The organism is Cellulomonas cellasea, from assembly GCF_030372105.1.
Lineage (GTDB): Bacteria > Actinomycetota > Actinomycetes > Actinomycetales > Cellulomonadaceae > Cellulomonas_A > Cellulomonas_A cellasea_A.
In genome coordinates this window covers 139,102-153,728 of the sequence record NZ_JAUDBQ010000009.1, presented here as the reverse complement: position 1 = coordinate 153,728, position 14,627 = coordinate 139,102, and the positions used below count along the sequence as shown (strand labels likewise).

Here is a 14,627-nt window from a genome sequence, read left to right as displayed (position 1 = left end):
TGATGCTCAGGAGCGCAGGAACCCCGGCTCGTCCGGGGTCAGGCTCTCCAGGATGCGATTGAGATCCTGCACCGAGGCGAACTCGACGGTTAGCCGACCACGAGACTTCCCCAGGTTGATCTTCACGCGGGTGTCCAGGCGATCGGAGAGCCGCGAGGCCAGCTCGTCGAGAGCCTCGTTGCGCTCCCCGGCGCGAGGCTGACGCCGCGCCGGCGCCGCCTCTCCCCCGAGCGACACGATCTCCTCCACCGCGCGCACCGACAGCCCCTCAGAGACGATGCGCTGCGCGAGCCGCTCAATGGCCGCACCGTCGGTGAGACCGAGGAGTGCCCGGGCGTGCCCGGCGGAGAGCACCCCCGCCGCGACCCGACGCTGCACCAGCGGGGGCAGACGCAGCAGCCTCAGGGTGTTCGAGATCTGCGGCCGCGACCTGTGGATCCGCGTCGCCAGCTCCTCATGGGTGCAGCCGAAGTCGTCCAGGAGCTGCCGGTAGGCGGCTGCCTCCTCGAGCGGGTTGAGCTCCGACCGGTGCAGGTTCTCCAGCAGCGCGTCGCGCAGCAGGTCGGAGTCCTCGGTGTCCCGGACAATCGCGGGGATGGTGTCGAGCCCGGCGGCCTGCGTGGCACGCCACCGGCGCTCACCCATGATCAGCTCATAGCCGTCGGCGCCATCGGGCCGGACGACGATCGGCTGCAGCACGCCGATCTCACGGATCGACCCGATCAGCTCGTCGAGGGCCTCCTCCTGGAAGACCGTTCGGGGCTGACGCGGGTTCGGGCGGATGGAGCCCACGGGCAACTCCGCGAACCGCGCGCCCGGCACCGTCAGGAGCGCGTCATCGCCGTTGTCCTCCCCTGCCGGGGCAATGCGATCACTCGCCGCACGGGCATCCGCGGCGGCGCCGTTCGACTGTGCAGCCTGAGTGGCCGTGGCCTGCGGCTCGCTGGCGGTGGTGGATGCGCTCGCGCTGTCCGCCTGCGCAGTGGGCTCCGACCCCGGCTGCGTGGCCGAGGTGGCGCCACCGTCGATGCCATTCTCGGTGCCCACGGCGTGATCGGGCGCCACTGTAGGCGCCGACGTTCCACTCCCGGCCGTCGCCGTTTCACGTGAAACAGCCTCAGCCTCCGCGGTGGCCTGCGTCGCCTGCGCGGCGGCGTCCTTCGCAGCGGCCTCCTTCGAGGCGCGCTCGTCCTTGCGGTTGTCAGGGAAGAAGACGTCCACCGGACGTTGGCCCTCGGAAGGCCGCTGACCATCGAGGCCGGTGGGGATCAGTGCCCCGAGACCTCGTCCGAGACCACGACGCTTCTCGCTCACAACTCCTCCTGCTGCTGGGGGGTCGCGGAACCGGCGTCATCGCCGAGACCGTTCGATGCGGGGGTCGCATTGCTGTTGTGCGCCGAGGCCATCGCGTCCGCCGCCTGCCAGGCACGCTGCACGGTGGAGGACAACGATCCTCCGGCGGTGACAGCCGGCTCCGCGCGCTCGGCGAACTCACGGGCCGCTTCCAGGTACGCCAACGCACCCGACGAGCCAGCGTCGTACGTCATGACCGTCTGGCCGTAGCTCGGCGCCTCGGAGATCCGCACCGACCGCGGCACCGCGGTGCGCAGCGTCACGTCCGGGAAGTGCTCGCGCACTTCTTGCGCGACTTGCTGCGCCAGGTTGGTGCGCGCGTCGTACATGGTCAGCAGGATCGTGGAGACGTGCAGCTGAGGGTTCAGGTGCGCCTGGATCAACTGGATCGTCTTGAGGAGCTGGGTCAGGCCCTCCAGTGCGTAGTACTCACACTGGATCGGGATGAGCACCTCGCGAGCCACCACGAACGCGTTGACCGTCAGCAGGCCGAGGCTGGGCGGGCAGTCCACGAAGACGTAATCGATGGGCTCCTGACCAGCGGCGACACGCCCTTCGAGGTACTGGTCGAGAGCCGTGCGCAGACGGGTCTCGCGCGCGACCATCGACACCAACTCGATCTCGGCGCCCGAGAGGTCGATCGTGGCCGGCAGGCACCACAGGTTCGGGGTGTCCGGGCTCTCCTGGACGGCATCCGCCATCGGAGCGCCCTCGACCAGGACCTCATAGATCGACGGAGTGCCCGCACGATGGTCCACCCCGAGCGCCGTGGAGGCATTCCCCTGCGGGTCATTGTCGAGCACGAGGACATTCAGCCCGGCCTGGGCCAACGCCGCAGCCATGTTGACAGTGGTGGTCGTCTTCCCGACTCCACCCTTTTGGTTCGCGACAGTGATGACGCGAGTCTTGGCAGGACGTGGGAACTTGCGTCCACGGAGCTCGATGCGCCGACGCGCATCCTCCTGGATCTGGGCCATCAGCGGTGTGTCCTCATCTGCGTCCGGCAGGCTCTTGACGAGTGCCGCACGCCTTTCTTCATCGGAGTCGGTGGCTTGCTGAGCTTCGGCAGAAACCGTTGACAACGAATCGCCAACGCCCTGACCTGCACGTTCGTTCTGACTCTCCCCCGCACCGCGGCCGGCTGGCCTGGTGGAGGAGTACTTCTCCGCGGCCTGCGCTGCTTCGCGCGCGGCGCCTGCGACGAGCGGGGGCAGGGCTACGTTCTCGTCTTCTGCCGCCTGGGGTGGACCCAGCGCAGGGGCCCCCGAGTCGAAGAGCGGGTCGTCGAGGTGTGGCAGAGAGAGGGCATCGGCGGAGACGTCAGAAGAGCGCGCTCCAAGGTCGGACGCGAGAGCTCCACGGTCTCCCGCACCCTCCCCCACAGCGTCCGTACCGTCAGCCGCGCCCACCGAGCCAGCCAGCTCACCAGCCCCCGGCCATTCACCCACCACGCCCGCGGCAATGCCAGCACTCGACGCGACCCCGATGCCCAGGTCGGCCGACGACTCCCCCCGGCCCGCGGCCGCCGCGTCCCGACCTGAGGGTGCCCCGACTTGCCCCGGGGATGCCCCGCCCTGGTCGACGCCTGTCCCATGCTGGCCCGCAGGCAACCCGGCCTGGTCCACGCCTGCCTCGGCTCGGCCCGGAAGCGTCCCGGCTTGGTCCACGGCTGCCCCGACCTGGCCGGATGGCACACCATCCCGGCCCACCGACGACCTAGCCTGAACCGTCACGGGCACACGCGGACCCGCAACAGAGGTGCCCATCTCGCTCGGAACCCCCGCGCGCCCGACAAGGGCCTCGCCGCCCTCGCCACCACCCACCTCATCGATGGGCACCGGCAACCCGTCCACCGCACCGTCGCGCGATCCCGTCGTTTCACGTGGAACCGCCAAACCCGCGTCGCCACCCTCGCCCCCCGGGGCAGCACCGTCAGCTCCCGAATCCTGCGTCGCGTGAGTCGTCTCACCGCTGAGATCGTCCTGCAGAACCGCGGACGGCTGCTGCCGAATGTCTATCTCCACCGGCTCCTCGAGCGCAGGGGTCTCCCGACCGCTGTCGACGGGCGCCCAAAAGTGCTTCCGAGGCGACGTTGTGGCGCTCAATCCTTCTCCAGGAGCCCCTGAGACGCCGCCCGTCCCACTCCCAGCGGGCGAATCCTGCCCTTCGGAGCGCACGGAGCCGCTGGCGAGAGCGCCGGAGCCCGGAATATCGATCCCGAGAGGGTGCGCGCTGCCGCCACCGAGCTCGCCACGGCCCGCCGTGCCGCTCACGTGGTGGTCGGGCGTGGCGCGCCGACCCCGCTGCGGCAGTCCCGATGCGGGGCCGGCGTGCTCGAGCGACGGCTGCGCGTCTAGACGATCCGTGGCGAGTGCGGGAGCCGGGACCGCGGCGCGTCCTTCCCCGGCATCCGCCGGGCGACCTGTTTCACGTGAAACAGCCGGCCCGCGACCCGATGCGTCCACACCGGACGCCGACGCACTACCGAAGGAGCCGCCGCCATCCACCACGTCTGCGCTCTCGGCAGGAGCCACGCCGCGCGCGACCCCTAGGACCGCTTCACCGCCATCCGCCAACGCGATGTTGGCGTGTGTGTGAGCGACGGCATCAGACGCCCCGTCAGCAGATGAAGCCCCCACAGCAGCGGGCTGGGCCACAGCGCCCTGCTCGCCCACGGACCCAGCCTCCGCTGACCCCTGTCCTGGAGTCCACGCCGCGCCGGTTGCGGCTACCGCACTCTGCGCTTCTTCGGCGGCCTGCTGTCGGCGCTTCTTCCTACCGAACACCGCGCTCAGCCTCCCGAACGACGCGGACCACGTTCGTTTGCTCGGCTCCTTCGATCGTGGACGCACTGATGACCTCCGCGGCTGCTCCACCGAGCTTCTTCGCCCAGCGGGCGCCGGCTTCGACCTCGTCCTGCGCTCGGGCGCCCTTGAGCGCCACCAGCACTCCCCCCTTGCCCAGCAGGGGAAGCGCCCAGCGGTACAGCCGATCGAGAGGCGCCACCGCACGGGCCGTCACGGCGTCGGCACGCAGTTCGCCGTGAAGCTCCTCAGCCCGACCACGCGTGACGACTGCGTTCGAGAGGCCGAGCTCATCGACGACCTCGGTGAGCCAGTCGATGCGGCGCTCCATCGGCTCGAGCAGGATGACCTCGGCGTGAGGTCGCATCGCCGCGACGACGATGCCGGGCAGCCCAGCCCCGGAGCCGATGTCGATGATCCGCCCGGTCTCGGGAAGGAACGGGACGACCGCCGCCGAGTTCAGCAAGTGCCGCTCCCAGAGCCGTCCGACCTCACGTGGTCCGACGAGTCCGCGCAGCACGCCTTCATCAGTCAGCAGCCGATGGAATCCCTCAATGGCCGGCCATGCCTCGCCGAAGAACTCGACCAGTCGCACGTCGCCTTGCCACGGATCGATCTCCGACTGCTCCGCGTTGTGCTCGTCGCTCGACACGCTGGCCCCCTTCTCGTGCTACCCGCGATGTCGGGGCGACGGTGTTCATCTACGTCGGCCTGGGCGCAGTTCGCCCACAGCCCTTCCACTGACTACGTGTGACCCGCGCGAATCGTCGGCGCCAGTCCTACGTGCGCACCACAACGGCGGCGCAACGGCTGCCCTACCGTACCGCGCTGTTGACGCCTCGCACGGGCACCACTCCGACGCTCGGACGAGCCCCCCGTTTCACGTGAAACAGATGCCCGCCAACGAACCGATCTCAGCGTCTAGCTCGCTGAACCCACGGCCCCCACCGCTGCCCCGGGAACTCTGTTTCACGTGAAACGAAGAACGGCCAACCCCGAGGGATTGGCCGTTCTTCGTTATGTCCCGCCCCCGGCCCCGCCGGGATGGGCGCCAAACTATGCGGAGCGAATCACCACGTGACGCGAGGGCTCCACGCCGTCCGAGTCGCTGACGAGCCCAGCGGCCGCGACGGCGTCGTGGACGACCTTGCGCTCGAACGGGTTCATCGGCGCGAGGGCCACATCGGCGCCGTCCGCCTTGACCCGTGCGATGGCCTCGTTGGCGATCTCGATCAGCTCGAGTCGGCGCGCAGCGCGGAAGCCGGCGATGTCGAGCATCAGGCGGCTCCGCTCCCCCGTCTTCGCCTGCACGGCCAGCCGCGTCAGCTCCTGAAGCGAGTCCAGGACTTCGCCGTCGCGCCCGACGAGCCGCCGAAGCGCACGCACCGAGCCCTCTTCGCCGATGATCTCGACCGCAGCGCGGCCGTGATCGACGTCGATGTCGATGTCGCCGTCGAGGTCGGCGATGTCCAGCAGCTCCTCGAGGTAGTCAGCCGCGATCTCGCCCTCTTCTTCGAGGCGCGTGGTCGGGCTCGCCTCTGCAGGCGCGGCGGGTGTTTCAGAAGACGTCATCGGTGCTCCTCGTCAGTCGGCTCGGCGCCGGGTGAGCGTTACTTCGTGGGCTTCTTCTTGGGGGAAGGCTTCGGGCGCGCAGTCGTCGGCTTGGAGCCACTGGCGGGCTTCCGTGCTGCCGACGTGCCGGAGGGCTTGGGCCCCTGTCCTGCCGGACGCTTCGGCGCCTGCGCCTCCCCACTCGGCTCGGCGTCAGCCGACGGCGTCTCCGCGGGAGCCGCCGAGCCGTCCACCGGACGAGGCTTCGCGCGGTCCTTGCGCTTCGGCTGGGGGCGCTGACCGCGCGGCTTCTCCTCGATGACGGGCTTCTCTTCTTCGATCACGATGCCCTTGGCAGCGGCCTTGCGCGCCTTGCGCTCCTTGAGCGCCTTCTCAGCGGCGGATCCGGGGGCCGGCATGCGACGGATCGTGTAGAACTGCTGGCCCATCGACCACACGTTGGTCGTGGTCCAGTAGACGAGGACACCGATCGGGAAGTTGACGCCTGAGATCGCGAAGATGACCGGCAGCGCGTAGAGCATCATCTTCTGCTGCTGGGCCATCGGGCCCTGCAGGGCCGCCGGCGGCATGTTCTTCATCGTGAGCTGGCGCTGCGTGAAGAAGGTCGTGGCCGACATCGCGACGATCAGGATGACGGTGACGATCTTGATGTTGATGTCCGCGCCGGGCTGCAGGAAGTAGCCGGACAGGGGGGCGCCGAAGATGGTGGCGGACTCGAACTCCTGCGCCACAGCAGGGGTGATCGGGCCGATGTTGGGGCTGCGCTCGTAGGTGCCCGCGGCGATCAGGGGCATGGAGTACAGCACTCGGAACAGCGCGAAGAAAATCGGCGACTGCAACAGGATCGGCAGGCAGGAGGCGAAGGGGTTCGTCCCATGCTTCTTGTAGAGCGCCATCGTCTCGCGGCTCATGGCCTCACGTGACGCGGGGTCCTGCTTCCCCTTGTACTTCTTCTGGATCGCCTGCATCTCGGGCGCGAGCAACTGCATGCCGCGCGAGGCCCTGATCTGCTTGAAGAAGAGCGGGATCAGGATGATCCGGATCACGACCACGAGGCCGACGATGGACAGCGTCCACGCGATGCCGCCGGCGGGGTCCATTCCCAACCAAGCGAGCGCCTTGTGGAACTGGACCATGATCCACGCGACCACGACCATGATCGGCCATAGCAGTCCATCGAACCACGACATGTGGCAGAGCTCCTCGGTGGGGGGTCAGGACGTGGGGGAAGCCACGTGCGTCAGGCTGTGCTTGTGGGGCCGCGCGGGGGGCACATCGTCGATCCCGCCGGCACTCCAGGGGTTGCAGCGCAGCAGTCGCCAACCGGCCAGCAGCGAGCCGCGGACTGCCCCGTGCCGCTGCACTGCGACAACCGCGTACTGCGAGCACGACGGGTAGTACTTGCACGTCGGCCCTGTCATCGGCGAGATGAAGAGCTGATAGCCGCGCAGGACGAGCAGGATGGCGCGCCCCGGCAGCGCGGCGACGAACCGCAGCATGGTGTGAAGGCGCTCGCTTGTCATCGGGAGCCTGAGCCCTCGTCGCGTCGACGACGGGCACGGCTGCGCGCGACGTCGAGTGCTGAGTCCAGGTCGGAGCCCAGGGAGGAGTACTCCCGGGTGGCGGCAGGCGCGAGGGCGCGGACGACGACGTTGCTGTCGGCGGGGAGCTCCGTCAACCGCTCGCGCACCAACGCGCGAAGCCGTCGCTTCACCTTGTTCCGCACCACGGCGTTGCCGACCCCCTTGGACACGACGAAACCGACCGCCGGACCAGGTCCGGGGTCGGTCCGAGTCACGAGGTGTACCACCAGCGACTCCCGTCCACCGCGCGCACCGCGCCGCACCGCCTGCTCGAACTCCGCAGGTCGGCGCATCCGGTGCGCAGCGGGCAGCACCGGATGTGGGTCAGGCCGAGAGCTCGGTACGACCCTTGCGCCGGCGGGCAGCGAGGATCGCACGGCCTGCACGCGTGCGCATGCGCAGACGGAAGCCGTGGGTCTTGGCACGACGCCGGTTGTTCGGCTGGAAAGTGCGCTTGCTCACGAGGATCTCCAAGTACTTCGGGGCAACGGTCTCGCACGGTGTCGCGCGCGACCAGGTAGGTGTGCCGAGCTCGACTGCTCCGTTGTTCGACGCAAGTGCGCGTCCGGCGTCAAGGCACGCCAGCAGGAGCCATCAGGAAGGGCTGGTCAACACTACGCCGGGCCCGCTCCAAGGGTCAAACCAGGCGCTGGCGCACCGCGTCCGCGCAGATCATGGACCTGCCCGGTGCCTCGCGGCCGATCCAGCGCCCTGGCACTGACGCCCGACTCGGGCCGGGGGCCTCCCCGCCGGCGGTCCTCATCCTCTCAGGCGTTCGTGGGACTCCCCGAGCGGGCAGTGGGCCACTACCATCGATGCGTCGAGCGATGGGCTCGTCCCGCCGTTCGACGATGAGCCGCAGCAGGGGGCGAGAACTCGCCGTCGGGCCGCCCCGATGGGCGGCGCAAGCCGGAGATCCGTCACACACAGGTTGTGGATAACTGTGTGGATGACCGGCTACCGTGCGACACTCGACCACGAGAATTCACCAGCAGCGAGGGTAGGACGTGTCACCACAGGACGAGCAGCTGGCCCACGTCTGGGCTCACGCCCTTTCTCAGCTGGACTCGAGCCCCGACATCACGCCGCGTCAACTCGCGTTCGTCAAGCTCGCCCAGCCACTCGGCCTCCTCGACGGGACGATGCTCCTGGCGGTCGGCAACGACCTGACCAAGGAGTATCTCGAGACGCGGGTGCGCGCCGAGGTGACCGAGGCGCTGTCCACAGCTCTCGGGCGCGAGGCCCGGTTCGCCATCACGGTCGACGCCGACCTCGTCCCGCTCGACGCCCCCGCGTCCTCGGCATCCACACCGGCTCGCACCGCGTCCGCTGAGTCCCTGACCTCAGACCCGCAGGACTTCATGGCCGGGGCGCCGCCGCTCGACCAGGAGCCCCTGCGGATGAGCACCGCTCGGCGCACTCCGCCCACCGAGCCGGCCCGCCTCAACCCGAAGTACCTCTTCGAGACCTTCGTCATCGGCTCCTCGAACCGTTTCGCGCACGCCGCCGCGGTGGCCGTGGCCGAGGCCCCCGCCAAGGCGTACAACCCGCTGTTCATCTACGGCGACTCGGGCCTGGGCAAGACGCACTTGCTGCACGCGATCGGCCACTACGCGCAGAACCTCTACCCGAGCGTGCGCGTGCGCTACGTGAACTCCGAGGAGTTCACGAACGACTTCATCAACTCGATCGGCGAGGGCCGGGCGGGGGCCTTCCAGCGGCGCTACCGCGAGGTCGACGTCCTGCTCATCGACGACATCCAGTTCTTGCAGGGCAAAGAGCAGACGATGGAGGAGTTCTTCCACACCTTCAACACCCTGCACAACGCCAGCAAGCAGATCGTGCTCACCTCCGACCTGCCGCCCAAGCAGCTCAACGGCTTCGAGGACCGCATGCGGTCCCGCTTCGAGTGGGGCCTGATCACCGACGTCCAGCCGCCGGACCTCGAGACGCGCATCGCGATCCTGCGCAAGAAGGCCGGCAGCGAGCGGCTGCAGGCGCCGCACGACGTGCTCGAGTACATCGCGTCGAAGATCTCGAGCAACATCCGCGAGCTCGAGGGCGCCCTCATCCGGGTCACGGCGTTCGCCAACCTCAACCGGCAGCAGGTCGACCTGTCGCTCGCTGAGATCGTGCTCAAGGACCTCATCACGGACGACCAGACGGCCGAGATCACCGCGACGGCGGTCATCGGCCAAACGGCGGCCTACTTCGGCCTGTCGATCGAGGACCTGTGCGGCTCGTCGCGGTCCCGGGTGCTCGTCACGGCCCGTCAGATCGCCATGTACCTGTGCCGGGAGCTCACGGACCTGTCGCTGCCCAAGATCGGGCAGGCGTTCGGCGGACGTGACCACACCACCGTCATGCACGCGAACCGCAAGATCCGCGAGCTGATGGCCGAGCGTCGGTCGATCTATAACCAGGTCACCGAGCTCACCAATCGGATCAAGCAGCAGAACCGGGGCTGACACGCCCTGGCCGCGTGTGCGTCCGCAGGGCGGCCTCGCAGCCCCTTATCGGCCCACGACCTGGCCAACAGCCCGGCCCACGACGCCGATCCCACGGAGGGATCGGCGTCGTTCGCATGCCCTGGAGCCCGCTTCATCCCGCTCTGCGTCGGATGGGCGCCGAAAGTCGAACCTCATGTCCAGACATCGGTAGGACGATTGTGCACACCTGTGCACAGACCTGTGGACGACGGTGGACAAGGGCCCCACACATGTGGACGACAAGGGACTCCTCGGTGGACAGAGGACGACGCGAAAGTGCTCATCCACAGAACCGCTGTTCATCCACTGCTGCGTCCCATGGGCCGTGCACAGCCGTCCACGTCGGTTGACCTGCGACAACGCACGTCATCCACACGATGCACAGACCCGATGATGACGACGAGTCCTCTCAGGGAAAGAAATCCGCACACCGTCATGAGGGTTCTAGCGAACCAGGCCGACACACCCGCCCCGACGCCCTTGTCGCGGTACCGGCGAGAGACGCTCTCGCGTAGTGTTGCCCTCCGACCCGGGCACCGCCCTCGCCACATCGGCCCGCGCCGCGGACCGATGGCCGACACGCTGTCGCGGTGCACGGAGTCACTGAGCCAGGGATCGAGAGGGTGGGGCATGAAGTTCCGCGTCGACCGTGACGTTCTCGCAGATGCCGTCACGTGGACTGCACGTAGCCTGCCGACGCGTCCTCCTGTGCCGGTGCTCGCCGGCGTCCGCATCGAGGCAGATGCGACAGGCGTCATCCAGCTCTCCAGCTTCGACTACGAGGTCTCGGCTCGTTCCGAGATCCCGGCAGACGTCAGCGAGCCCGGTGTCGTGCTCGTGTCGGGGCGACTCCTCGCGGAGATCTCCCGTGCGCTGCCCGCCAAGCCCGTCGATGTGGTCCTCGAGGGCACCAAGGTGACTGTCACATGTGGGGCCAGCCGCTTCACGCTGCTGACGATGCCCGTCGACGACTACCCGGCACTTCCGGTGATGCCTGACGTCACCGGTTCCGTCGACGGCGACGAGTTGGCGCACGCCGTCGCGCAGGTCACCGTCGCGGCCAGCCGCGACGACACGCTGCCGTTGCTGACGGGTGTCCGGATGGAGATCGAGGGCGAGAAGATCACGCTCCTCGCCACCGACCGCTACCGGCTCGCCCTGCGCCAGCTCACCTGGACGCCGGCCTCCCCCGACCTGTCGACCACTGCGCTCGTGCGCGCCCGGACGTTGTCCGACGCCGCGAAGTCGCTCGGCTCGAGCTCCTCGGTCAACATCGCGTTGTCCACCGGGCAGGGCATCGACCTGATCGGCTTCGAGGCGAACGGCCGGCACACCACGTCGCTGCTCGTGGACGGCGACTACCCGCCGGTCCGCCGGCTCTTCCCCGACGAGACCCCCATCCACGCCGTGGTGCTCACCCAGTCGCTGGCGGACGCCGCCAAGCGCGTCTCCCTCGTCGCCGAGCGCAACACGCCCATCCGGCTGTCGTTCACCGAGGGCCAGGTCGTCCTCGACGCCGGCCAGGGCGACGACGCGCAGGCGTCCGAGGCGCTCGAGGCGACGCTCGTGGGTGAGGACATCTCGGTGGCCTTCAACCCGCAGTTCCTGCTCGACGGCCTCGGCGCGCTGACGACGCCGTTCGTGCGGCTGTCGTTCACGCACCCGAACAAGCCGGTGGAGTTCACCGGCCAGGACTCGCTCGAGGGCGATGACCTGCAGGAGTACCGCTACCTGCTGGTGCCGATCCGCTTCGCGAGCTGACGGGCGCCCGCTGCGCGAATAGGCGTCTGAGGGCGTGGGGCGAGAGACTGTCCCGAGTTGAATGCCCGATGAAGGAAAGGCGGGGCCATGCACATCGGCCTGGTGGGGCTCGGCAGGATGGGCGCGAACATGCGCACGCGGATCCGGGCCGCGGGGATCGACGTCACGGGTTACGACCCGCGCCCTGAAGTGTCAGACACGGCTGACCTCGCCGAGTTGGTGGAGTCCCTGCCCGATGGCGGGCGGGTCATCTGGGTGATGGTCCCCGCCGGCGAGGTCACGCATGCGGTGCTGGCGGAGCTCTCTGAGCTGTTGTCCCCCGGCGACCTGGTGCTGGACGGTGGCAACTCCTACTTCGCGGATGACGCGCGACATGGCGAGATGTTCGCGGCGCGGCAGATCGGCTACCTGGATGTCGGGGTGTCCGGCGGTGTCTGGGGCTTGGAGAACGGCTACGGCCTGATGGTCGGCGGCGCCGCCGACGATGTGGCCCGCGCGATGCCGATCTTCGACGCCCTGCGCCCCGAGGGCCCCCGCGACGAGGGCTTCGTGCACGCAGGCCCGGTGGGCGCCGGCCACTACGCGAAGATGGTGCACAACGGGATCGAGTACGGCCTGATGCAGGCCTACGCCGAGGGGTATGAGCTCCTGGAGGCGAAGGGGCTCATCACCGACGTCCCCGGCACCCTGAAGGCGTGGTCGCGCGGCACTGTGGTGCGCTCCTGGCTGCTGGACCTGCTGGTCGCCGCGCTGGAGCAGGACCAGGACCTCTCGACGATCGAGGACTGGGTAGACGACTCCGGCGAGGGGCGCTGGACCGTGGACGAGGCCATCGAGCTCGCCGTGCCGCTGCCGGTGATCTCCGCGGCGCTGTTCGCGCGGTTCTCCTCACGGCAGGGCGAGTCCCCGGCGATGAAGGCGGTCGCCGCGTTGCGCCAGCAGTTCGGGGGCCACGCCGTGCGACCGGCTGGCTCGTCCGCTGGCGGCTCCGGGCCGGCGTCCCCGCCGGCTCCTCCTGTGTCACCGGGCTGACCTGCGCAGATGTATGTCTCGTATCTCTCTTTGACGGATTTCCGCTCCTACCGGCAGGTCGAGCTGCCGCTCGAGCCGGGTGTGACGGCACTGGTCGGGCCGAACGGGCAGGGCAAGACCAACCTGGTCGAGGCGGTGGGGTACGTCGCCACCCTCGGCAGTCATCGGGTGCCGTCGGACGCCGCCTTGGTGCGGGCCGGCGCGGACCGGGCTGTGGTCCGGGCGAAGGTCGTGCGTGAGCGTGCCGACGAGCGGGACTCCGTGCGGACCAGCCTGGTCGAGGTGGAGATCACCCCGGGCAAGGCGAACCGCTCGCGGGTGAACGGCGGGTCGCCCGGCCGGGCCCGCGACATCCTCGGGCTGCTGCGCACGGTGCTGTTCGCGCCGGAGGACTTGGCGCTCGTCAAGGGCGATCCCGATGGCCGGCGCCGGTTCCTGGACGAGTTGGCGGTGTTGGTGACGCCGCGGCTCGCGGGGGTCATCTCCGACTACGACCGGGTGCTGCGCCAGCGCAGCGCGCTGTTGAAGTCGGCGGGGCAGGCGATGCGGGGCTCCCGCGGTGGCGCTGACCTGCGCACGCTGGACGTCTGGGACGCGAAGCTGGCCCAGGTGGGCGCGGAGCTGATCGTGGCGCGCCGGGCCATCGTGTCGGCCCTCGCCCCCCATGTCGCGCGCGCGTATGAGCAGGTCAGCTCCGGGCAAGGCGCGGCGGTGGTCACGTACCGCGCATCCCTCGACACGGTGCTGCAAGGCGGTGACCGATCCGACGCGGCTTCGGCAGCCGTGCCCGCGCTCGGGGCGGCGCCGGTGGCGGTGGTCGAGGCCCAGCTCCTCGAGGCCATGGGGTCGTTGCGCGCCAAGGAGATCGAGCGGGGCGTGTGCCTGGTGGGCCCGCACCGCGACGACCTGACCCTGACGCTGGGCGGACTGCCGGCCAAGGGGTATGCGAGCCATGGCGAGTCCTGGTCCTTCGCCCTGGCATTGCGCCTCGCGTCGTACACGCTGCTGACGCGCGGCCCCGACCAGGTCGACGGGCTCGCGCAGGATGACGACCTGTGGATGGCCGACTGGGGTGAGGACGGCGAGCCGGTGCTGATCCTGGACGACGTGTTCGCCGAGTTGGATGTGCGGCGCCGGGACCGGCTCGCGGAGCTCGTCGCGCCCGCACGGCAGGTGCTCATCACGGCCGCGGTGCCCGGCGACGTCCCCGACCAGCTCGCGGGCGCCCGGGTGCAGGTGATGGGCGGGGAGGTGGAGCGTGTCCTCTGACCAGCCGCGCGCACCGCGGCCGCGTGTCTCCCCCGCTGCGCCTGAGGACACCCCCACGACCCCGGCTCCCGCTGTCGACGGGGTCCCCGCAGGCGAGGTCGTCGAGTTGACGCCGCCCGCCCAGGTCGCGCGGGCCGCGTTGGAGCGGGCCAAGGAGGCCGCCCGAGCCAAGGGCATCCGCCCTGGTCAGCCCGCCCGTCGCTCGCCGTTGGACATTCCTCGCGGCACCTCGGGCCCGGGCAGCCGGGACCCGCAGATGATCGGCGCGACGCTGCCCGTGCTGGTGCGCAACCAGGGCTGGGTGCAGAGGTTGTCGGTGGGCGGCCTGATGGGCCGCTGGCGCGAGATCGTCGGCGATGTGGCCGATCACTGCGTCCCGGAGACGTTCGAGGACGGGATCCTGACGGTCCGGGCCGACTCGACGGCGTATGCGACGAACGTCCGGCTGTACTCGTCGGCGATGCTTCGGCAGATCGCGACGGTGGTGGGCGAGGACGTGGTGCGCGAGGTGCGGGTGCTCGGGCCGGCGGGCCCGGGGTTCAAGCGGGGTCCGCGCTCAGTGCCGGGCCGGGGCCCGCGGGACACCTTCGGCTGAGGCTGCCGGGCTCGCTCTGCGCGCCCGCTGGGCGCGCCCTGGGAACAGGGCCCCGGCACGCTGGCGCCGAAGGGGGTCCAGAACCCATGTCCAGGTAGACTGTGAGGGTCATTCTTGGCGTGTCTGCGCCGAGAACTCCAGCGTCATGGGGTGATCCGCTCTCCGGGAT

The 14,627-nt window shown here is 69.7% G+C and carries 12 protein-coding genes and 1 pseudogene; 5 read left to right on the top strand and 8 right to left on the bottom strand.

Translation table 11 applies throughout. The features are described from left to right. Positions 1-6 precede the first annotated feature (6 nt). The 8 genes and pseudogenes from QUV83_RS10465 to rpmH form a co-directional block, all read right to left on the bottom strand. A complete protein-coding gene (locus tag QUV83_RS10465; protein WP_289564460.1) occupies positions 7-1,314 on the bottom strand; it encodes a ParB/RepB/Spo0J family partition protein in 1,308 nt (435 codons plus the stop codon). A 164-nt stretch (positions 1,315-1,478) separates the two neighbouring features. After that, positions 1,479-2,330, bottom strand: a pseudogene (locus QUV83_RS10460) (ParA family protein); the annotation flags it as partial. Between the two features lie 1,798 nt (positions 2,331-4,128). Next, positions 4,129-4,809, bottom strand: a complete 681-nt coding sequence (gene rsmG, locus QUV83_RS10455; protein WP_289564459.1) for a 16S rRNA (guanine(527)-N(7))-methyltransferase RsmG — start codon at positions 4,807-4,809, stop codon at positions 4,129-4,131. A gap of 404 nt (positions 4,810-5,213) precedes the next feature. Further along, the gene (locus tag QUV83_RS10450) at positions 5,214-5,729 is read right to left on the bottom strand and encodes a protein jag (RefSeq protein WP_289564458.1); all 516 of its coding nucleotides are present in this window, start codon (positions 5,727-5,729) and stop codon (positions 5,214-5,216) included. Between the two features lie 38 nt (positions 5,730-5,767). Beyond that, entirely contained in the window at positions 5,768-6,919 is a 1,152-nt protein-coding gene (gene yidC / locus QUV83_RS10445) for a membrane protein insertase YidC (protein WP_289564457.1), read from the bottom strand. Between the two features lie 24 nt (positions 6,920-6,943). Further along, positions 6,944-7,228, bottom strand: coding sequence for a membrane protein insertion efficiency factor YidD (gene yidD, locus QUV83_RS10440; protein WP_289564456.1), 285 nt, complete (start codon positions 7,226-7,228; stop codon positions 6,944-6,946). A 20-nt stretch (positions 7,229-7,248) separates the two neighbouring features. Beyond that, a complete protein-coding gene (gene rnpA, locus QUV83_RS10435) occupies positions 7,249-7,626 on the bottom strand; it encodes a ribonuclease P protein component (RefSeq protein ID WP_289564455.1) in 378 nt (125 codons plus the stop codon). A gap of 10 nt (positions 7,627-7,636) precedes the next feature. Further along, complete coding sequence (gene rpmH / locus QUV83_RS10430; protein WP_034225701.1) at positions 7,637-7,774, bottom strand: 50S ribosomal protein L34; 138 nt, start codon at positions 7,772-7,774, stop codon at positions 7,637-7,639. 545 nt (positions 7,775-8,319) lie between these two features. Here rpmH and dnaA point away from each other — a divergent pair. The 5 genes from dnaA (at position 8,320) to QUV83_RS10405 (ending at position 14,458) form a co-directional block, all read left to right on the top strand. Continuing rightward, entirely contained in the window at positions 8,320-9,780 is a 1,461-nt protein-coding gene (gene dnaA, locus QUV83_RS10425; RefSeq protein ID WP_289564454.1) for a chromosomal replication initiator protein DnaA, read from the top strand. 651 nt (positions 9,781-10,431) lie between these two features. Beyond that, complete coding sequence (dnaN, locus tag QUV83_RS10420) at positions 10,432-11,562, top strand: DNA polymerase III subunit beta (RefSeq protein ID WP_289564453.1); 1,131 nt, start codon at positions 10,432-10,434, stop codon at positions 11,560-11,562. A gap of 87 nt (positions 11,563-11,649) precedes the next feature. Then, on the top strand, positions 11,650-12,594 hold the full coding sequence (gnd, locus tag QUV83_RS10415) for a phosphogluconate dehydrogenase (NAD(+)-dependent, decarboxylating) (protein WP_289564452.1): 945 nt from the start codon (positions 11,650-11,652) through the stop codon (positions 12,592-12,594). A gap of 9 nt (positions 12,595-12,603) precedes the next feature. After that, complete coding sequence (gene recF / locus QUV83_RS10410) at positions 12,604-13,863, top strand: DNA replication/repair protein RecF (protein WP_289564451.1); 1,260 nt, start codon at positions 12,604-12,606, stop codon at positions 13,861-13,863. Continuing rightward, on the top strand, positions 13,853-14,458 hold the full coding sequence (locus QUV83_RS10405) for a DUF721 domain-containing protein (protein ID WP_289564450.1): 606 nt from the start codon (positions 13,853-13,855) through the stop codon (positions 14,456-14,458). Before recF ends, QUV83_RS10405 begins: the two co-directional genes overlap by 11 nt. Positions 14,459-14,627: the final 169 nt, after the last annotated feature.